Genomic DNA, 19,766 nt, shown 5'->3' on the forward strand with positions numbered 1-19,766 from the left:
GGTTTATCGTAGAACATTTATTATTTTAAATATTGCTATATATTTCCCGGAAAATATTTTCTGATAATTCAATATAATTAGTGCAAAAGATGCAAGATTATTTCTAGCATGATTCCTTTTCCTCTTACTCTTTTTCATTCCTATTTGACTACTATGGTCAATGAAATAATAATAAAGAGGACTAACTTCCTGTTAGCCCTCAATAATCATATATAGATTATCCTAACCTGAACACAATTCCGTGGCCGCCTTTCGGGTACTCCCATTGAATATTTTGATGCGGGCAGCCAATACGGCAGCTGCCGCATTCATGACAGCCTTCGTAACCGACATGCATGCGAATATCTTCCCATTTATAAATTTCAGCAGGACAGAAAATCGTACAAATTTTATCAGGACATTGGGTTAGACAAATATCTGTATCTTTTACATGGAGATGTGACTTTGTGTCAGCATTAAAGCGAACAAGATACTGTTTTTCTTCGATAGACTGATAGTTTTTCTGATCACTCATTATTTCATCACCTTCCAGGCTTTATACATATCGCGTGCCAATTTCATTTTATCCTTCGTTCCGCCAAGACTGCTCAAGATATTCTTTTGCTTCTGCCATTTAGAAGTCCCGTCAACCGTAAACATTTGACTGAAGGCCTTATTCGCCATTGGAATATACTGCTCAAAATATTGTGGAAACTTATCAAAATGATGAGTAGAATCCTTGTATTTTTTCATATCCTGTCCGACAAAACCATTCAATAGGTTCACTCGGTAGCTGTCAAGACTACCTTCAGAAAAGTCTTCTGCTTCCATTGCCAAAAGAATTGTTTCAGCTGCCAATCTTCCTGATGTCATGGCTAAATTGGAGCCCTCACGGTGAATGGCATTAACCAATTGTGATGCATCTCCAATTACAATCACTCCGTCCCCGACTATTTTTCCCATCGATTTATAGCCGCCTTCAGGAATAAGATGTGCTAAATATTCCTGCGCTTCTCCGCCTTGAATATACGGGCGGATCATTGGATGATTTTTTACATATTCAAGCAATTCATATGGCTTAATTTTATGCTTGATTAAGCCGGAAAGCAGTGTTCCGACCCCGATATTTATCGATTCTTTATTTGTATATACAAATCCTGTTCCAAGGATTCCTTTCGTCGCATCGCCAAAAAGCTCAATAGTACAACCCTGATTTTCTTCCAAATTAAAGCGGTCTTCGATGATTTTTTTATCAAGCTTTATCACTTCCATTGTCGCCAAGGCTACCTCATCTGGTCTATATTCTTTATGAAAGCCTAGTTTCTGCGCCAATAGTGAGTTTACACCATCTGCTAGTACTACAACATCTGCATAAACATCACCTCCCGGCCGGTCCGTACGAACCCCGACAACTTTTCCATTTTCAACAATACATTCTAATACGACAGTCTCATTTATCAGGATGGCTCCCTGCTCGACAGCCTTGTCGGCAAACCATTGATCAAACTTCGCCCTTAAAACGGTAAAATTATTATACGGCTCCTGGTACCACTCCAACCCTTTATAGCCGACTGTTATCGCAGACTCCTTATCCATCATCATAAATCGTTGTTCAACGATTGGGCGCTCAAGTGGTGCTTCCTTATAGAACTCCGGAATAATATCCTCCATCATTTTTCGATAAAGAACACCGCCCATGACATTTTTTGAACCGGGATACTCTCCTCTTTCGATCAGTAATACATTTGCACCGCCTTTTGCTAACTCATAGGCACAAGATATTCCTGCCGGGCCTGCTCCAACGACTATACAATCAAACTTCTCTGACATGTGCTAGCCCCTCTCTTTTTAATGCCGTTTTAAAATGATCAATTAATAATGGTACAATTTCAAAGGCATCACCAACTATTCCATAATGACAAGTATTAAAAATCGGAGCATTACTGTCTTTATTAATCGCGATGATTAATCCGGAATTCTTCATCCCGACGATATGTTGAATAGCTCCTGAAATTCCAATAGCAATATAGATTTTCGGAGTGACCGTTACTCCTGTCTGCCCAACTTGATGGGGATGCTCAATCCAACCAGCTTCCACAACATCCCGGCTTGCCCCCACTGCCCCGCCAAGAACATCGGCTAATTGATGGACAAGCTGAAAGCCCTCACTGCTGCCAAGTCCTTTACCTCCGGCTACGATAATGTCTGCTTCATCAATTCGTACCTTCTTAGTCGTTGCCTCAACAATCTCTAATACCTTTGTCCGAATATCATCTTCCCTTAATGAAATCTCTTCTTCAATCATCGTACCTTTTCTGCCAGGCTGAGGTTCCAGTGCTTTCATGACCTTTGCCCGTACTGTTGCCATCTGCGGCCGGTACTTTTTACATAAAATAGTAGCCATAATATTACCGCCAAAAGCAGGTCTTGAGGCAAGCAATAATCCTGTTTCCTCATCCACATCAAGCTCGGTTGTATCGGCTGTCAAGCCTGTTGGGAGATCGGTTGCGACAGCACTTGCTAAGTCTTTCCCGGTTGAGGTTGCACCAAAGAGAATAATCTCAGGTTTGTATTTATTGGTACACTCTAGGAGCGCTTTCATAAAGGATTCTGTTCGATAATGTTTAAAAATCGGCTGATCATAGACATACGCCGTATCTGCACCGTATTCAAACACAGTATTTGCCAATTGTTTTATGTTTTCCCCTATAATGACACCTGCCAACTCCACGCCCCGTTTGTCGGCAAGCTTTCGACCAGCACCCAGGAGTTCCAGTGAAACCTGGGAAATAACTCCATCCTTTTCTTCGATAAAGACCCAGACACCGTTATAATCTTTGAAATCCATGATCATCCCTCCTTTGTACTAAATAATTCTTTCTTTTCAAGCAGGATAGACAGCAATTCCTCTACCTGTTGCTGCGGATGGCCTTCAATAAAGGTTCCTCCTTCTGGTTTTGGCGGTGCCCATACTTTTGAGACAATCGTTGGCGATCCCTTCAAACCAAGCTGTTTGATATCTACATCCTCCAAATCATCAACAGACCATATATGCGGTTGATATTTTGCTGCTTTCAGCATGTTTTGGAATGATGAATAAGGTACTTCATTGATTGTTTTCTCAACAGAGAATAAGCATGGTAAAGTGGATTGGACCACTTCATATCCATCCTCAAGCTTCCGATGGATAACTGCATATCCCTCATCTTTATTGATTTCGACCACCTTATTCACAGATGTTAATGGCGGTATATCAAGCCGTCGTGCAATTCCCGGACCTACTTGTCCCGTATCACCGTCAATAGACATTTTCCCACAGATTACAAGATCAACAGGCTTAATCTTTGAAATTTTCTCCAATGCTTTAGTAAGCGCGTAGCTGGTTGCCAACGTATCTGCACCAGCAAACCGGCGGTCCGTAATTAAGTACCCTTCGTCGGCACCAATTTCAATACATTTTTTTATCGCTTTCACTGCCGGCGGCGGTCCCATCGATAATACGGAAACCATACCGCCATATCTTTCTCTAATCCGCACCGCCTCTTCTACCGCATGGGCATCATAGGGATTTAATATAGCAGGTGCTGTCCTTCGGTCCATTGTATTTGTTTTCGGATTCATTTTAATAATCTTGGTGTCAGGTACCTGCTTAATGCAGGCAACAATATGTAGCATGTTACCCCCTCCATCTCGTCTAAAGCTTACTGTTTCCCTTTCATAAGTAGAAACATATAAAGCCTGTTTACATTAACTTTATTAAAGAACCACCGTTTACATGCGGAAATTTTAGATATTTTTTCATTAATAAAATTCGGCTTCGAATAATCCCACTCGGTATAACGATTTTTCAAAAAAGAAGAAAACCCCCTGTCCTTCCTTTACTGTAAAAGCTGTTATAATAAAAATATAACTTCAAAAAACATGTGTTCTATAAATGAAAACACAGCATCTATTTTTGGGAACGTAAATCAATAAAGGAAGTGTTGGTCTTGTTAAAAAGCTTATTTATTAAAAATGACTTTCAAAAAGAATGGATACATAAGCTCACACAACAGAAAAAGCTGTTTATGAGCCGATCTAAAGAAACCGATGAAAAAGGAAAATTCCCAAAGGAAAATATCCAAACACTGATAGATATGGGTTTTACAAAACTGCCATTGCCAAAGGAATACGGCGGTGAGGGAATCAACATATCCGATCTCGTGCTTCTTCAAGAAACCATTTCCAGCTTTGACGGTGCGACAGGTTTAGCTATTGGCTGGCATCAAAGTGTAATCGGTGAACTATACGAGAAAAGGCTATGGCAAGAAGAGAAGCTGACTAGCTTTGCAAAAGAGGTTTGTCATGGAGCTTTGGTGAATAGAGCAGCTAGTGAAGCGCAAACAGGCAGCCCTACAAGAGGCGGGCGTCCTGGGACATATGCAGTGAAGAAAGACAACAAGTGGATGGTTTCAGGTCGAAAAATTTTTACAACCATGTCGCCTGTCCTTACTCATTTCTTAGTAACGGCATGGATCGAGGAAAAAGAAGGTACAGGTATTTTCTTAATCGATAAGGACACCGCAGGACTTTCCATCGAAGAAACATGGGATGTTATGTCCATGAGAGGAACTGAAAGTCATGATCTCGTTCTTGAAAATGTAGAGGTTTCTGAGGATAACTTTGTTGAGTTTTTTCAAGCACCAAGGGGAAATAATGTAAACGCCTGGCTGCTTCATATTCCTGCCTGCTACTTAGGCATAGCCCAGGCTGCCCGTGACTATGCTGTCAAATTTGCGACAGAGTATTCTCCAAACAGCATCAGCGGTACGATCAGCCAGTTACCCAACGTGCAAAGTTTAATTGGACAAATCGACCTGGAATTAATGAAGGCAAGACACTTTTTGTATAGTGTGGCTGAAGTTTATGATGATCAAACACGTCGTCCATACTTGACTAATGAGCTGGGAGCGGCAAAGCATATTGTCACAAACTCAAGCATCAAAATCGTTGACCAGGCCATGAGAATTGTAGGTGCTAAAAGTCTTCATCTCTCAAACCCGCTCCAACGATATTATCGTGATGTAAGAGCAGGTCTTCATAATCCGCCAATGGATGATATGATGATCGCAAAAATCGCACAAACTGCCCTGAAAGAGATGGATAACAACTAAAACAAAGTAGAAATATTTTTGCTTTTTTATTTAATTGCCCGACCCCTGAGAAAAACATAAATCCGGGTCGGGCAATCTTTCTATAGAAATGGATATTATTGTAAAAGAACATAATCGGGATAATCCGTTGCGACAGCATCAATATTATAACTTAAAAGAAAATCTGCTGCTTCAGGACTTCGGACTGTCCATGACAGCACTTTCATCCCTTCTTCCTTTGCTGTCCGAACCATGTCGTCTGTCAAAAGCTCAAAGCTTGGATTGTAGTAGTCAGCATAAGAGGAGAAATCCTTTATTGCCTGCTCTGTCGTATTTTTTTTCTTCGAAACTAGAACACCGATCTGTACATCTGGTAAAAGCTGCTTCATCTTTTTCATCGATTTAAAATTGAATGACTGTATGATGATTTTTTTGTGTTTATCCAGATTAAACTGTTTCAGTTTGTTTACAATTTCCTCTTCAATGCCGGGATAGAGCCCTGGTGACTTTAATTCTATTAAAATGCCAATTTTCCCTTTATACCGGGCAAGGACTTCCTCAAATAAAGGGATTTTCGCTCCAGAAAAATGCTTTCCTTTCCAGCCTCCCGCATCTAAACGTTGTAATTCCTTGAATGTTAGATCCTTAACAGCTCCGGCTCCATTTGTTGTACGATTGACAGTTGTGTCATGGATGATGACTAATTTGCCATCCTTACTTCTTTGGACATCGATTTCAATATAATCTGCTTTCATTTCGACTGCTTTGTCAAATGCATAAATTGTGTTTTCAGGTGCATAACCGGAAGCGCCTCGATGAGCAATGGTAAACAAATGCCGGACTTCTCCTGCTGATTTCGGCACAAACACAAACTGAAGCATACTGAATAACAAAGTGAACACCAACACAGATCCAAATATAGTATGTTTCTTCATCGCTGTTCAACTCCTATTTGGATAGTGATCTTACTTTCATATTATTGAAGGTTCATGGATAAAATATGTAAATATAATGTAAGTTTAATGAAGAAACTGTAAAATCATTTCATGTTGATTTAATGAATACTCCACATAATCTTGTAACGAAGCAAATGTCTGTAAGATAAGCTAGACAAAAAAAGAGCCTTCACAAAGTATGCTGAAAGCTCTCTTTATAAAATAAATAATTTTAAGATAATAATTGATAAACCACTTCTTCTATTTTCATCCTATTAGACTGTTCAAAATTACTGCGGGCATCCTCTAATGTTCCGACAAATTGAAGTTCTCCCCTACTTAGAACTCCAATCCGGTCACAAAGATGAATGATTTCGTGAATATCATGTGTGATATAGACAATCGTTTTTCCTTGTTGAGCCAATTTCTTTATATAATCATTTATCTCAAGTTTAGACTGAAGATCAATTCCAACTGTCGGCTCATCCATTAATAAAATGGTTGGATTATGAATTAATGCGACGGCAATATTCAGCTTACGCTTCATACCTCCAGATAAAGTAGAGACTTTTTCATTCCATTTATCATGCAAGGAAACTGCTTCACATAACTCCCATAACCTTTCTTTGGGTGGTCTAACTTTTGCGAATCGACTCCAATAGTGGAGGTTTTCTTTAACAGAGAAATTCTCCCATAAAGCGATTTCCTGAGGAACAAAGCCAATCATTTGGCGTATTTTCTTTTTCTGCTTTTCTATGTCTAAACCATTCATGGTAATAACTCCGGAGGAAGGTTTCATAACGGTGGCAAGAATAGAAATCAAGGTTGATTTCCCTGCTCCATTTGCCCCGACTAAGCCGAAGATCTCACCTTCATTGATGTCCAGTGAAACATCACGCAACAAAAACCGGCTTCCATATTGTTTATTTATTTTTTTAAGACTGATCACCTTATGTTTAACCTCCATACAATCCTATGCCAGAAAAGGAATGAGGATCCAATGATGAGAATAGTCATTCTAATCCATTCAGTATCATCCGTAACTGCGAAAATATGCTGCGGCAGCCAACGTGACACAACTTCAAGTGTCGGCGAAAGCTCGGAAACAGGAAAGAAACTTCCACCAAGGATGGCTATTATAAATGAAATAAGTATACCTGCAACATAGTAGCTTCCTAGATGTTGGATAAGAAAAGCCAGCCAGACGCTTATTGATATTGAAAATAAGATAAAAAGGATCATCGCAACAAGTAAGATGGAATTTTCCTCAATTAAGCCAAAATGTGATAACAGCCAAAGGCTTAGTGCGGCCTGGACTATTTGATAGACGAAATAGGCTCCAGCAGTCTGTATCACAAAGGAAGGTAAGCCTGTGAAGGTACTTCTTACACGGGAAAATAAAATAAAACGTTCCTTCACAATCCAATCACACATAAAAAAACAAGTAACCATGGTCATAAAGCTCCAAATTCCTAAGTAAAGAGACTGAGGAACAGCTTCATTATCGCTTCCATTTTTCTTTATTTCCGCTACTCCATATCTGCTGGCAACATCAATCGTCATTAACGGCTTCGGTTCCCATTGTTGAAGCGCATAATCATAGGCATCTTGCCAAACCGGCAAATCTATCTGCTCTTTCTTATATAATCTCTCTACAGTATTGGCTGCTTTAATAGCACTTGAAATTTTAGTTACCTGACTTGCTACCACCTCTTGAACAATTCCGACAGCAACAGAGCGTGGGGATTTCCATTCCTCAATCACACCTTCCCTCTCCTCATCCAATAATCGATTTTGGAATTGCGGGAGAATCACAAATACACTATCGAGCTCATTCCGTGCTAAAAGACGATCTGCCTCTTCAAGGGATATTTCATGGACAATCAACATGTCTTGCTTTTTCATTTGTTCAATAATTGATTTCGAAAAAGGACTCTGATCCCCATCCACTATCCCGATCGGAACTACTAATACTTTTTGCTGTTTTTCTACAAAGGAACCGATTAAGATCGACACAACAAGAGGGATCATTAGTAATAGCAAAAATCCAGGTCTGAGCAATCTTTTCACTTTTTCAAACAAGATTCTCATGATTAACACCTTTACCTTCCCTAAGATACAATATGAGCCCTGATATCATGCTACAACCTAATGAAAAAAGGAAAAGATAGAGTCCTAACATGGCAGAAGAATGGATTGAATATTCCTCTAACAATGAAAACGTCCATTTAAGAACCCAGCCATTTAGTGAAAACTCGTTCAAATTGAGAAGTCTTTCCGAAAAATAGACAGCAGGAATAAAATGCCCACCAATAACAGCACCTGCAGCAATCAGCAGAATTCCGAAAATCGGATAAATTTTTTCAGAAACAAGCATCGTTTCGATAAGCACAAACAGACTTAGAAAGACGAATGCAATCAGCATCGTTGCACCGGTAAGCTCCGCAATTAGAGACCATTCCTTAAAGCCTTTCCAGAACAAAATCGAAAGGAGTATCACTAGAGAGCTGCAAACAACTAGTAAATACCCGGCCATCATGCGGGAGAATACCAGTTGTAATTTGGTAAAGCCAAGTCCTTTCAAACGGAAATGAATGCTTCTATTTAGATTATTCTTTATAAGAAAAAGACTCATAAAACACCAAATCATAATGAGAAGAATAAAAATCGAAACTGCATAATATTGCCATATATTTTCCTGAAAAAGATAATGTTGCTCTATTTCTGCAAATATTTCTCCTCTTCCTAGTACGTGAAGTCCAAAAGACAGAACATTTCTTTTAAATTGATCCTTTTGATCTTCTTTTGAAAAATCAGCTTCAGACATAAAATGATCAATTGTATTAATCCCGCTTTGGGCAGCAGATGTATAGTTTGCAGCACTTTCCATTACATAAGTAATGAGCCTTGACTGTAAAGGACGTTTACCATTCCCAATGACTATTACTGGTGTATTTTTCCCCTTTGCTACATCTCGGCTAAAGCCCTTTGGTATCTGAATGATCGCAGCTATTTGATTATCACGCAGATAAGACTCTGCTTTGTTTCTATCGACTTCCACTGTAGTAATCAATTTGTTTAAATGTGGACTTTCCGTAAGCTCGCGAACGACAAATTCCGTTTCAATTGTTTGATCTTCATTAACAATAGCTACTTGGAAAGGCTGAACAAATGATTCTTCCTTTAACAATTGCTGGCCAATCAGAGCCGCTCCTAATAAAAAGAAAATAGGTGTCAGCCACAGAAATACGGCTGACTTCCTATTTTTCATAAAGATTTTTAGATAGAGTTCGGTAAGAATAAAGATGTTTTTCATAGAAAACACCCAATTTTAATAATAGTAATCTTCTAAAGGTATATCATAGTATGCATCCATATCCGTTCCATACAGCTCTTCTTCATATCCATAATAGTAATCCTCTGGAATGAGCCCGTATTTTTCTCCGAGCGTTAAAAGATTTGTTCCAACGGCTTCACTTATTTCAAGCATTTGTTCATCAGAAATCTTGACTACATTGATCCCTTCAGCAGAATTCGTGTCAAAGCTTGGTACCGTAACTTTTTCCTCAAGCTTCGTTTTTGAATCAAGGTTTAACGTAAGGGCACCGGAATCATAATCATCTTCCATCAAAAGCTTAATCTTGAACGTTTCATTTTGATAATTTTTCTTTAGGTTTAGATCACTGACCTGTTCGATTTCACCCTTTAGTTCATTTGGAACATCGTAGAAACTGTCTCCGTTAAAGGCAAGGGAAAACTCACGATTAATATCCTGTTTGCTTCCTGCTTCCCCTTTAATATTACTTGTCAAAGTGAACGTAATATCTTCTTTTTCGCCGAATTCTTCCAACATAGCAGATGCCTTAAGTTTTTCGGTAACTGTTTCTTTTCCATTCTTGACATCGTTGCTGATTTGGAAAACCATACTTGAATCCTTGTCTGCTTCCGGAGACAAAGTTAGTTTCCATTCATTAAATTTCTGATTGTCACCGTACGGAACATGCTTGCTAGTTATCTCAGCATTTACCTGTTCACCATCAATACTTATCGCCGCTTTTACGTTTCGGTCAATAATGATTTCATTTTTATCAATTAATAGTGTTGATGTAAAACCGTTCGGATAATCAACCGACTTCATGTCATCCTTTACATCTTTAAGAGCAGCAACCATTTCCTCAATCATTTCATTCTTTTCAGGAATTTCAACATCTGAATTTTCTAATGAAGCAGCTTTCGCGAATTTTTCAATTCTTGTTGCTATCATATTATGAAGCTCTTTATCTTCGATAATATAATCCATGAATTTATTTAATAATGCCTTTGTTTCAGCTTCTGAAAGGGATAGTGTAACCTCCCTAAGTTTCATGCTTTCTCCTTCATACTCATAATCAATTCCGTTTTTAATGTCAAAGTTATCATCCTTTAATTCTCCTAAAAGAAAATCAGCATAGCGTTTTTGCAGATATTCCTTTTCTATATCCGTTATTTTTAACTCCTGAAGATCAAGTTCAGACATCTCTAATTTTTCCGGACCTTCATAATAAGGATCGAGCATACGCATGAAATCTCCATATTCATCTAAGTTTAAATAAAAGAACTTTTCGTATAATAATGGAACCTTTATTCCCATTTGTTCTTTTGATTGGAACATGTCAATATCAATTGCTTTTTCCTTCTCAACATTTAATGCTAATGAATAATGACTTTCTTTTTGAACAGGGTCTTGAACTGTTTTAGCTGAAATGGAAGTTGATTTCAACAATTCCCTTACCATTTCAAAATCAGGATCATCCCTCAACGAATCCAGCTCCATATCACCGCTTAATACCACTTCCGAATTTGACGGTGACTCAAGTAATTTTTCTTGGAATGTGATTGCATCCCCATATTTAGTATCCCACCCCTGCTTCGCCTCCTGATAGGATTTATATTCAGAAAGCAAGTACAACTCTTTCGGAGACTTTTTAAGCAACATTGCAGCTGCCCCCGACGCACCGATGAGTAAAATAATAAGCGCAATGATAATGGGTTTTTTTAGAAAAAAGCCTTTTTTGTTTTTCATTTCTGCATGTTGTGATCTTGTTTCTGCTTCTAATGCTGCACTTGTTTGCTTCTTTGATAGTTGTTCCTCTTGATTGACTGGTGCCCCACAGGATGGACAAAATTTGGTATCCTCTCCTAATGACTTGCCGCATGACTGACATGTTTTCATACTTTCTCCCTCTCTCCCCTTACAAATTACCTAATATCACAGTCGAACAGACCATTATTCATGATATACAACTTTCAACACCAATTCTATATTTTCGCTAAATTTGGACATTTTTCTTCATTTTATTTCCAAAAACTGAATAAATATTAGGGTCTGATGTCTAATATTCCAAACCAAATCATACCAAATATACCAGGTATAATTTATCAGCTATTTTGACTGATATAAATGAAACTATTAAAAAAGCTGTTATAAGTTAGTTATCATCATATAACAGCTTTTTCCGTCATCATTCAATTGTGTTTAATAACTCTTTTAAGGCTTTTAATTCCTGATCCGTTAATGTGACACCTTTTCCCATTTTGCTATGGTCTCTTGCCCAGTCACGCAAATCATATTTAGGTTCATTGCCACTCCAGCTGATTAGGTTCAATTCCTTATTCCAACCTTTCGGTGAGGTTGAGATTGTTCCTATTGTTTTCGTTATTTCAAATTTGATTTCGGCCATGTCATTTCCTCCTCATAAATTTCTCGATTCATTTTACCACATAACTTGGTTATTATTTACATAATTAAAGGGTACAAAACCATTTGATTTTGTACCCTCTACTTATCTTAAAGAATGATCCTAATTTTTTATTTCCACGGAATCAGCTTTCTTTCTAGCCATTGTAACCCTCGGTTAAAGAGCAAACCTAGTAATGAAAGCAGTAACACACCGACCATTAATTTTGTTGTGATCATTAAATTCCCATAATGTAAAACCATTGCGCCAATTCCTTTCTCGGCTGCAATCATTTCCGCAGAAACAAGTAATAACAACGAAGTTCCGGCAGATAATTTTAATCCGGCAAAAATAGTTGGAAGTGCTCCAGGTAAAATAACTTTTCGAATAACATTTAGATGATTGGATCCGAATGTAACGGCAGCTTTGATTAAGATTGGATCGACATTTTTGACACCAGAAAACGTGTTGATAACGACTGGGAAGAATACCCCAAGAGCAATGATCGCAACCTTTGGCATTTCACCAATACCAAACCATAAAATAATCAGCGGCAGTAAAGCTATTTTCGGAATTGGATAAATAGAATACACGATTGGTGTAAATATGGCATCAGCCCATTTAGAGAAACCCAGTATCAATCCAATTATAATTCCTACAATGGCACCAATCGCATAACCCACTACTATCCGGTAGAGACTGGCAAACAAGTTTTCATGCAGCTCACCAGTGCTGATCATTTCCCAGCCAGCTTTAACGATTTCGGTAGGAGCCGGCAGAAATAATGGCGGGACAATTTGCAGTCGGCAGACAATCTCCCAAAGGATCAAAAGAACTGTAATCCCTAATGCGGCTGCGTATTTCGGAATCTTTTGCTCTAAAAAAGCCACCCGGTTTTTAATAACTTGTCTTGATTCCATTTGTTACGCCTCCTTTAGCGCTTCTTGCGCATCGTGGCGTATTAAATTCCAAATCTCATTGGAGTATTGTTCGAATTGGAGGCGGTATTTTTCATTTCCGCGTTCCATTTTCGGCATATCAATATTGATTATACTTTTAATTTGACCTGGATGACGGGATAAAACAATGACTCGATCCCCCAAATATACAGCCTCTTGTATGTTATGGGTAACATAAAGTGTACTTAATCGCGTACGATCCCAAATGGTTAACAACTCTTCCTGCATAAGTGTACGAGTTTGTGCATCTAAAGCAGAAAATGGTTCATCCATCAATAATAAATCTGGTTCAACCGACAAAGCCCGGGCAATCCCTGCACGCTGCTTCATACCGCCGGATAATTGTTTAGGGTAGGCATTTTCAAATCCTGTTAATCCAACCATATCAATATAATACTTGCCTTTTTCTTCGCATTCCTTTTTGCTTGCACCGTTTTCCTGGAGACCAAAGATCACATTTTGATACACAGTCCGCCAAGGGAATAGAGCAATCTCCTGGAAGACAATCCCTAGTTTTGGATCCTTCCCGCTTCCCCCTTCAAAATATACTTGTCCAGTACTGGGTGACATTAATCCGCCGACAATATTTAATAATGTTGATTTCCCACAGCCGCTTGGACCTACAAGCACAACAAATTCTTGTTGTTCAATGGAAAAATTAATGTCCTTAAGTGCTGTTACTTCGTTTTTCTTTGAATCAATAAACGTTTTTCCTACATCCTCAACTACGATTCTCATGCTGTCACTTCCTAACCTCTTACATCCTATTCTTGTAATGCTTCCTCTAACAACTCGGTATTAACAATTTCTTTACTATCAATTGCTTTTTCAATTAATTTCTTCTCTGCATACCAGTCAATCTGTGTTTGAATATCTTCTGCTAGTAATTTACCATCACGGTCCATATATGGCAGGCCTTTTTCAATCAAAGCAGGTTCTTGGTCTGTATATTTAGCAATAATATCAACCACTTCATCGTAATTTTCACCTTTTACAAGCTCACCGTCTTTTTTCGTTAACACTGCATCATAGTAGTAATTTGTTGCTTTTATATATGCCTTTAAAAAACGTACCGCTGCATCTTTATTTTCTGCAAACTTTGGTGAGAAAAAGATTCCAGATGTTTGATAATCCATTTCCTCTCCAACTTGAGTAATGACTTTACCATATCCCTCATCAACAACCATCGAAATATTCGGTTCATTCAATAAAACTGCATCCACTTGTTTACTTTTTAAAGAATCCATTAAACCAGGAATACTGTTTAATGGTACTAATTCAACATCTTCTAATTTTAATCCATGATTTTCTAAAATTCTTCCAGCCATATAATGGAAAGTTGAACCGGTTTGTGTAATTCCGATCTTCTTACCCTTCAATTCTTCAACTTTTGTTACGGCTGAATCACTCGGAACAAGTAATGCTGTAGAAGAAAATCCTTTCTCCTCTCTTCCTTTATCAGCCACAATCCATAGCTTTTGTCCGCCAGCAGCCATGTTATAAAGACTGGCTGTTATTCCGGTTGCACCAACATCAACACTTCCGCCTGCTGTGGCAACAGCGATCGGCTGTGCAGCTTCAAACCATGTTGCTTTTGCATCGATATTCTGCTCTTCAAAAAAACCTTTTTCTAAAGCAATAAATAATGGAGCAGAACTTGTTAGTTTCAGCATTCCGATATCTACCGAAACCTTTTCAGAGGCATCTCCACCTTTAGTCTGGTTTTCCTCCTGCTTTCCACAGCCAGCTAATGCTAGACTGATCGTTAATAGTGCAATACTCAATAAGATTGCTACTTTTTTCACTTTAACCCCTCCATCTTTTCTTTGTTGTATAAGATCACGAAAAACGAAATCTTTAAATCTTTCTTATTCGACATAATTTTCAAAAATCCTTTTCCAAAATAGAATTATTTTATTAAGAATAAGGCATTTCTGTCTAATAAGAAAGATTTATTCCATAAATATGTATATCATATGCACCAAATAAGAATATTATAAAGACAAAAAAGAGGGCTGTTTCAGCCCTCTTTCTTGATTATGGATAAACAAAGATTCCTAACTTCTTAACTAGTTAGTTTTAGGAGATCTGCTGCTTGATTTTCGGTAAGATCTTTTACTAATATCATTTCACTAATCAAAAATCGCTGCACATCATGAAGCATCTTTTTTTCACTTACATTCAGTGTTTTTTCCTTATTTCGCAGTAAGAGATCATGGACTACATGAACTGAATCACGCATATCTCCTGTCTGTATTCTTTGTGTATTTAATTTAAACCTTTCTTTCCATGGAAGAGCATCGTCCTCCTCTAACTGTTGGAAATCTGATAATATCTCATCCATCACTTCCTGATCAACAATTGAGCGAACTCCTAATTTTTTTAAAGAGTTAACGGGGATCATAATGTCCATGTTACAAATAGGAATGTTAATCACACAATATTGTTGTATTTTCCCTAATACAGTTTTTTCTTCTATCGCTTGAACAATACCTGCACCATGGTTTGGATAAAACACCTTTTCACCAATTTGAAACAAATCAGCACCCCCATTTATATTCAATTTATATGGTAACACAATTTCAAAAAATAATCAAATTTATTATTTTAACACGCATTATAATTACATGTCAATATTTATTTTCAACTGTTTTTCATATAAAACAACTTCAAATTTTGAATTTCTGCTGCTATTTTCTTATTTTTCCAAAAAATAATAGTAGGATAATTAATCTTATGAATATCAATCTGTTAGAATAATTTTATATAATAAATGATAGAAACAACTTCAGGGGGTGAATGAACATGAAAGGTTTAGCCGTTTTTTGCGGATCAAGAAATGGAGCTTCTGATGTTTATATTGAAGGGGCCAAAAAACTAGGAAAGGAATTAGCGAAACGAAGTACAACGCTTATTTATGGCGGTTCAAGTGTAGGTATGATGGGGGCTGTGGCTGACTCTGCATTAGAAGCCGGAGGAAGAGTAATCGGTGTGATGCCTCGATTCTTAGATAATCGCGAAAGATCTCATAAACACCTTACAGAGTTAATCATTGTTGAGTCCATGCACGAGAGAAAAGCAAAAATGATTGAGTTGGCTGATGGTTTTATCGCAATGCCGGGTGGTCCTGGAACCTTAGAAGAATTCTTCGAAATTTTTACATGGGCACAGGTTGGCTTACATCAAAAGCCAATCGGTCTTTTAAATATTAATCAATATTTCGATCCAATTGTAGATCTATTTAATCATATGGCCGATGAACATTTCATGGATGAAAAATTTCGTACATTAGCATTGATAGATGAGAAAGCAAGCAGCTTGTTAGATCAATTTTCACATTTTAATGCAAATCTTTACTCCCGAAAATAAATGCGTAGTATGTCTACGAAAAAAGCACCATCCTTTTTAGGATGATGCCTTTTTCGATTATTTATTTTCGAGGTCTCTTAGATATTGAATATAATCAGTCGACGTGCCTTTATACCCGTTGTCCCTAATCATTGATGCAATATTCCCCCTATGGTAGGTCCCATGGTTAGCAAGATGGTGCATAATTTCATCAATATGATTTTTAAAAGTTGTGCCTTTTGTATTTTGATAGACAATTTCAGATAATCCATCATAATGAATTGTGATAGAATCAATCATTATTTGATGAAGTTCTTTAAAACTCTTCTTTGCCTGCTCGATATTGTTAAATGCAATAATATTTTCATTTACTGCAAGGTCTGGAATACATCTTTTAATCCAAATCCGCTGGCCCCTAAAAATATGGTAAAACGTTTCAGCAATTGATGGAAATACACTATTCATTTGTTTATGAAAAAGGTCTTCTGATAAACTGTCGATATGGTCCAATAATTTTATGTTTGCCCAGTAATCATAACGAAGCATATTAATGCCGTGATCTTTCACATTAGTTCCCTCCGATCATTTCTAATATTCTTAGTATAATAACACTAGATTCATTATATCTAAGATTTATTCTTAAAGCCTTATAAATTGACCATTTGTATTCATTTTTTTATCATCCAGCTGCCATTTTCAATCTGTCTGTATTTGATTCTGCTTGTTTCGAATAGAGTTCTTTATAATATCCATTTCGTTTTAGCAGGCTCTGGTGGTTACCACTTTCTACAATTTCTCCATTCTTTATAACAAAAATAGTGTCAGCATTCACAATTGTCGAAAGTCTATGAGCAATAATAACGATGGTTTTATCATGATGAAATTGATTAATCGATTCTTGGACCAGCGTCTCACTTTCATTATCAAGAGCGCTTGTAGCTTCATCTAGTATAATAATGGACGGATCCTTTAAAAATACACGAGCAAGAGCAATACGCTGTTTTTGACCACCGGATAACTTGATTCCTCTTTCACCAATTTCGGTATCGTAGCCTTTAGGTAACAGGGTGATAAACTCATGTGCAAAAGCTTTTTGAGCGGCAGCAAAGATTTCATCCTTTGTTGCATTCGGCTTTGCTATTTTAATATTTTCTTCAATTGAAGTACTGTACAAAAAGTTTTCCTGAGTCACTATTCCCATATGGTCCCGCAAGCTGGAAATCGAATAATCTTTTAAATCCACGTCATCAATAAATACCTTCCCATGTGTTGCATCATACATTCTTAATAGAAGTTGTAAAATGGTGCTTTTGCCTCCCCCGCTTTCACCAACGAAAGCATACGTCTTTCCTTTTTCCATTTTCAAAGAGACATTATTGATAATCGACTTTTTTCCATCATAGGTGAAAGAAACGTTTTTGAATTGAATCGCATGACTAAATTCTTTCAACTCAACAGGATTTACTTTTTCTTTTATGGTTGATGGGGTATGGAAGAAATCAAAAATCCTTTGTAACGCAACGCTGCCTTCTGTAATAGCTGGATAGGCATTCACTAAGGCTGTAACAGGACTTCTCATTTTATCGACATAAGCAAAAAATGCAATTAAACTACCAACCGTTAAACTATCATTAATCACATAAAGACTTGCAATGATAGCGACAATAAAAGGAGTCATGTCACTTAACACGTTGACTGCTGATAGCATCACTGCATTTACCTTAGCATGCCTATCTGTTAGCGTATCGAAATGAACTAAGTGACGATCCAATTGTTCCCTGTCTTGTTTTTCGGAGGAAAATAATTTAGATATGAAAGCACCTTGTATTTTTTCAAATACAAACCCATTCATTACGGAACGGTAACGCATAACGTCTCGGGTTGTTTTCTTTAACCGTTTCGAAAGGAAATGAGCAAGAACAAACTGAATACTTACCAGTACGATAGAAAGAACCGCTAATGTCATATGCATCGTTAGCATGACGACAATAATAAACAATAAAACAATAATTTCAATCCAGATGTTCCCAAACGCTGCAGTTAAATAACCTTTGACCTTTTCGATATCATCGAAAAACCGTGTTCCGATTTCACCACTTTTATTTTCAACAAAATACTTAGCATCCAATGCGTGTACTTTTTTAAATGCATCCTTGCGAAGTTGTTTCATAATATTATTGTTAGCCTTATGAATACAATATTGTCTTACATATTCCATCGGTGTTCTTATTAATAAAAAGACTGCCAACATTCCTACCGCAATAATCAAAAGCTGTTCTAGAATCTCATTTGGAGAAAGGGAGTCATTTTGAAGCAGTTGATCAAAAATATATTTTAAAATCAATGGAACAAAAAGCGGAATAAGAAAACGGAAAATGCTCCCTAAAAAACCTATTAAATAAAATTTACTTTCTCGTTTCACATAGGGTAAAAACAATTTAAATTGATTCAATGGAAAGACCCCTTTTATCAGTATTTGATGATATTATTCTACGAGTTTCTTACCCCATTCGCTCCGCAACTTTTTGAAGCAGTACCGCACTCTTTTTGAACATAATTACCAATTTCTTGAGTCATTCCGCCAAAATTCTTCGGTTTGTACATATAAAAAAACCCATCAATCAAGATGAGTTTTCGTCAGTTTTGAAATTTGTTTTGCCAAATATTCTGCATCATCTCCGACTCCCAAGAGGAGAGCTGATCCTCTGCGGTGTTGCCATGGCATGCCTAAGAAGTATAATCCTTCAATATTAGTAATTCCCCTGTTATACATTATTTTACCGTCTTCATCCAACAATTCCGGTACATCAATCCATGAATAATCCTGGGTATATCCTGTTGCCCAAATAACATTCTGAACCTTTATTTTGGTTTGATCCACAAAGCAAATCTCATCTTTTTCAATGGAAGCGGTTCTACTTTTAACCTTTATCTGTTGGTTCTTTATTCTCTCCTTTAGTTCAAAACCAAATATCGGATCTGGCTTCCCTTGAACTTTTTTACCAATAAATGAATCACGGTTCGATTGTAAAATACCTAATTTTTCACACCACCAAAAGAAGCTTTTATTTCCAATGGATAATGGAAGGAATCGAAGTTTATGACTTACAGATAGGTAAGTTTCATGGGTTTGCGATAATTCCACTGCGATCTGTGCGCCTGAATTTCCTCCTCCAACAACTAATACTGCACCTTCGTTGAGCTGTGACTTGTTTTTATATTGGGAAGAATGAAGTTGAACAACCTGTTCTGGGAGTTCTTTTGCAAATGCTGGAATTCTGGAAGTATGAAAAGGACCTGTTGCAATAACGACTTTCTTTGTTTTTATCACTGTACCTTCATTAGCTGAAATGATAAATAAATCATTTTCATTTTGAATTCGTTTCACATGACAGTTTGATTGAATGGGTAAATCAAAGGTACGAGCATAATTTTCAAGATAATTTGCAATTTCATCTTTTGTTGGGAATCCTGAAGGGTCGCCTTTTAGTGTCAATCCTGGCAATGAGCTGTATGCTCTAGGTGTAAACAAGATCAGTGAGTCATACCTTTTTCTCCACACATCTCCAACCACATTTTGATTGTCTAGAATTATATAAGATAAGCCTGTTTGCTTTAAATAATACCCCATTGATAATCCTGCCTGGCCGCCGCCAATAACAACCACATCATACACCATCGTAATCACTCTCTCTT

General features: G+C 37.3%; 19 protein-coding genes. 2 read left to right on the forward strand and 17 right to left on the reverse strand.

Annotated elements, in window-relative coordinates:
- Nucleotides 1-217: 217 nt before the first annotated feature.
- Genes R4Z09_RS17390 through R4Z09_RS17405 form a run of 4 tightly spaced genes read right to left on the reverse strand, consistent with a single transcriptional unit; the run spans nt 218 to nt 3,654 of the window.
- Nucleotides 218-514 (reverse strand): ferredoxin family protein, encoded by a 297-nt coding sequence (locus R4Z09_RS17390; protein ID WP_338448013.1) that lies wholly within the window; start codon nt 512-514, stop codon nt 218-220.
- Nucleotides 514-1,809 carry an FAD-dependent oxidoreductase gene (locus tag R4Z09_RS17395; protein ID WP_338448014.1) on the reverse strand — a complete coding sequence of 432 codons (1,296 nt, stop codon included), beginning with the start codon at nt 1,807-1,809 and terminating at the stop codon, nt 514-516. The genes R4Z09_RS17390 and R4Z09_RS17395 overlap by 1 nt, the downstream gene beginning before the upstream one ends.
- Complete coding sequence (locus tag R4Z09_RS17400) at nt 1,793-2,827, reverse strand: electron transfer flavoprotein subunit alpha/FixB family protein (RefSeq protein ID WP_338448015.1); 1,035 nt, start codon at nt 2,825-2,827, stop codon at nt 1,793-1,795. The genes R4Z09_RS17395 and R4Z09_RS17400 overlap by 17 nt, the downstream gene beginning before the upstream one ends.
- Nucleotides 2,828-2,829: 2 nt before the next feature.
- Nucleotides 2,830-3,654, reverse strand: a complete 825-nt coding sequence (locus R4Z09_RS17405) for an electron transfer flavoprotein subunit beta/FixA family protein (RefSeq protein WP_338448016.1) — start codon at nt 3,652-3,654, stop codon at nt 2,830-2,832.
- A 314-nt stretch (nt 3,655-3,968) separates the two neighbouring features.
- Between R4Z09_RS17405 and R4Z09_RS17410 the strand changes: the two genes are divergently transcribed.
- Nucleotides 3,969-5,132 carry an acyl-CoA dehydrogenase family protein gene (locus R4Z09_RS17410; RefSeq protein ID WP_338448017.1) on the forward strand — a complete coding sequence of 388 codons (1,164 nt, stop codon included), beginning with the start codon at nt 3,969-3,971 and terminating at the stop codon, nt 5,130-5,132.
- 95 nt (nt 5,133-5,227) lie between these two features.
- Here R4Z09_RS17410 and R4Z09_RS17415 read toward each other — a convergent pair whose 3' ends face one another.
- The 10 genes from R4Z09_RS17415 to R4Z09_RS17460 form a co-directional block, all read right to left on the reverse strand.
- Nucleotides 5,228-6,046: a glycerophosphodiester phosphodiesterase gene (locus tag R4Z09_RS17415; RefSeq protein ID WP_338448018.1), complete on the reverse strand. Its 819-nt coding sequence runs from the start codon at nt 6,044-6,046 to the stop codon at nt 5,228-5,230.
- Between the two features lie 232 nt (nt 6,047-6,278).
- Nucleotides 6,279-6,995 (reverse strand): ABC transporter ATP-binding protein, encoded by a 717-nt coding sequence (locus R4Z09_RS17420; RefSeq protein WP_338448019.1) that lies wholly within the window; start codon nt 6,993-6,995, stop codon nt 6,279-6,281.
- A complete protein-coding gene (locus R4Z09_RS17425; protein ID WP_338448020.1) occupies nt 6,992-8,137 on the reverse strand; it encodes an ABC transporter permease in 1,146 nt (381 codons plus the stop codon). Before R4Z09_RS17425 ends, R4Z09_RS17420 begins: the two co-directional genes overlap by 4 nt.
- Complete coding sequence (locus tag R4Z09_RS17430; protein WP_338448021.1) at nt 8,121-9,362, reverse strand: ABC transporter permease; 1,242 nt, start codon at nt 9,360-9,362, stop codon at nt 8,121-8,123. Before R4Z09_RS17430 ends, R4Z09_RS17425 begins: the two co-directional genes overlap by 17 nt.
- 15 nt (nt 9,363-9,377) lie before the next feature.
- Nucleotides 9,378-11,258, reverse strand: a complete 1,881-nt coding sequence (locus R4Z09_RS17435; protein WP_338448022.1) for a zinc ribbon domain-containing protein — start codon at nt 11,256-11,258, stop codon at nt 9,378-9,380.
- 289 nt (nt 11,259-11,547) lie between these two features.
- Nucleotides 11,548-11,766, reverse strand: coding sequence for a YdbC family protein (locus tag R4Z09_RS17440; protein ID WP_338448023.1), 219 nt, complete (start codon nt 11,764-11,766; stop codon nt 11,548-11,550).
- A gap of 128 nt (nt 11,767-11,894) precedes the next feature.
- A complete protein-coding gene (locus tag R4Z09_RS17445; RefSeq protein WP_338448024.1) occupies nt 11,895-12,683 on the reverse strand; it encodes an ABC transporter permease in 789 nt (262 codons plus the stop codon).
- A 3-nt stretch (nt 12,684-12,686) separates the two neighbouring features.
- Nucleotides 12,687-13,460, reverse strand: a complete 774-nt coding sequence (locus tag R4Z09_RS17450) for an ABC transporter ATP-binding protein (RefSeq protein WP_338448025.1) — start codon at nt 13,458-13,460, stop codon at nt 12,687-12,689.
- Between the two features lie 26 nt (nt 13,461-13,486).
- Entirely contained in the window at nt 13,487-14,527 is a 1,041-nt protein-coding gene (locus tag R4Z09_RS17455) for an ABC transporter substrate-binding protein (RefSeq protein ID WP_338448026.1), read from the reverse strand.
- Nucleotides 14,528-14,787: 260 nt separating this feature from the next.
- On the reverse strand, nt 14,788-15,261 hold the full coding sequence (locus R4Z09_RS17460; protein ID WP_338448027.1) for a CarD family transcriptional regulator: 474 nt from the start codon (nt 15,259-15,261) through the stop codon (nt 14,788-14,790).
- Nucleotides 15,262-15,527: 266 nt separating this feature from the next.
- Here R4Z09_RS17460 and R4Z09_RS17465 point away from each other — a divergent pair, with 266 nt between their 5' ends.
- The gene (locus R4Z09_RS17465) at nt 15,528-16,091 is read left to right on the forward strand and encodes a TIGR00730 family Rossman fold protein (RefSeq protein ID WP_338448028.1); all 564 of its coding nucleotides are present in this window, start codon (nt 15,528-15,530) and stop codon (nt 16,089-16,091) included.
- Nucleotides 16,092-16,148: 57 nt separating this feature from the next.
- On the opposite strand, the gene R4Z09_RS17470 is transcribed toward R4Z09_RS17465, so the two are convergent.
- The 3 genes from R4Z09_RS17470 to R4Z09_RS17480 all read right to left on the reverse strand — a co-directional run bounded on the left by R4Z09_RS17470 (nt 16,149) and on the right by R4Z09_RS17480 (nt 19,755).
- Nucleotides 16,149-16,637, reverse strand: a complete 489-nt coding sequence (locus R4Z09_RS17470; protein ID WP_338448029.1) for a DinB family protein — start codon at nt 16,635-16,637, stop codon at nt 16,149-16,151.
- Nucleotides 16,638-16,749: 112 nt separating this feature from the next.
- Nucleotides 16,750-18,522 carry an ABC transporter ATP-binding protein gene (locus tag R4Z09_RS17475; protein WP_338448030.1) on the reverse strand — a complete coding sequence of 591 codons (1,773 nt, stop codon included), beginning with the start codon at nt 18,520-18,522 and terminating at the stop codon, nt 16,750-16,752.
- A gap of 165 nt (nt 18,523-18,687) precedes the next feature.
- Entirely contained in the window at nt 18,688-19,755 is a 1,068-nt protein-coding gene (locus tag R4Z09_RS17480) for an NAD(P)/FAD-dependent oxidoreductase (RefSeq protein ID WP_338453296.1), read from the reverse strand.
- Between the last annotated feature and the right edge of the window lie 11 nt (nt 19,756-19,766).

Source organism: Niallia oryzisoli (genome assembly GCF_036670025.1).
In the GTDB taxonomy this organism is placed as follows: Bacteria; Bacillota; Bacilli; order Bacillales; family Cytobacillaceae; genus Bacillus_BD; species Bacillus_BD oryzisoli.

Coding starts and splice junctions, on each gene's coding strand:
- R4Z09_RS17390 (WP_338448013.1), bottom strand. CDS start 514: ATGAGTGATCAGAAAAACTATCAGTCTATCGAAGAAAAACAGTATCTT.
- R4Z09_RS17395 (WP_338448014.1), bottom strand. CDS start 1,809: ATGTCAGAGAAGTTTGATTGTATAGTCGTTGGAGCAGGCCCGGCAGGA.
- R4Z09_RS17400 (WP_338448015.1), bottom strand. CDS start 2,827: ATGGATTTCAAAGATTATAACGGTGTCTGGGTCTTTATCGAAGAAAAG.
- R4Z09_RS17405 (WP_338448016.1), bottom strand. CDS start 3,654: ATGCTACATATTGTTGCCTGCATTAAGCAGGTACCTGACACCAAGATT.
- R4Z09_RS17415 (WP_338448018.1), bottom strand. CDS start 6,046: ATGAAGAAACATACTATATTTGGATCTGTGTTGGTGTTCACTTTGTTA.
- R4Z09_RS17425 (WP_338448020.1), bottom strand. CDS start 8,137: ATGAGAATCTTGTTTGAAAAAGTGAAAAGATTGCTCAGACCTGGATTT.
- R4Z09_RS17430 (WP_338448021.1), bottom strand. CDS start 9,362: ATGAAAAACATCTTTATTCTTACCGAACTCTATCTAAAAATCTTTATG.
- R4Z09_RS17435 (WP_338448022.1), bottom strand. CDS start 11,258: ATGAAAACATGTCAGTCATGCGGCAAGTCATTAGGAGAGGATACCAAA.
- R4Z09_RS17440 (WP_338448023.1), bottom strand. CDS start 11,766: ATGGCCGAAATCAAATTTGAAATAACGAAAACAATAGGAACAATCTCA.
- R4Z09_RS17445 (WP_338448024.1), bottom strand. CDS start 12,683: ATGGAATCAAGACAAGTTATTAAAAACCGGGTGGCTTTTTTAGAGCAA.
- R4Z09_RS17450 (WP_338448025.1), bottom strand. CDS start 13,460: ATGAGAATCGTAGTTGAGGATGTAGGAAAAACGTTTATTGATTCAAAG.
- R4Z09_RS17465 (WP_338448028.1), top strand. CDS start 15,528: ATGAAAGGTTTAGCCGTTTTTTGCGGATCAAGAAATGGAGCTTCTGAT.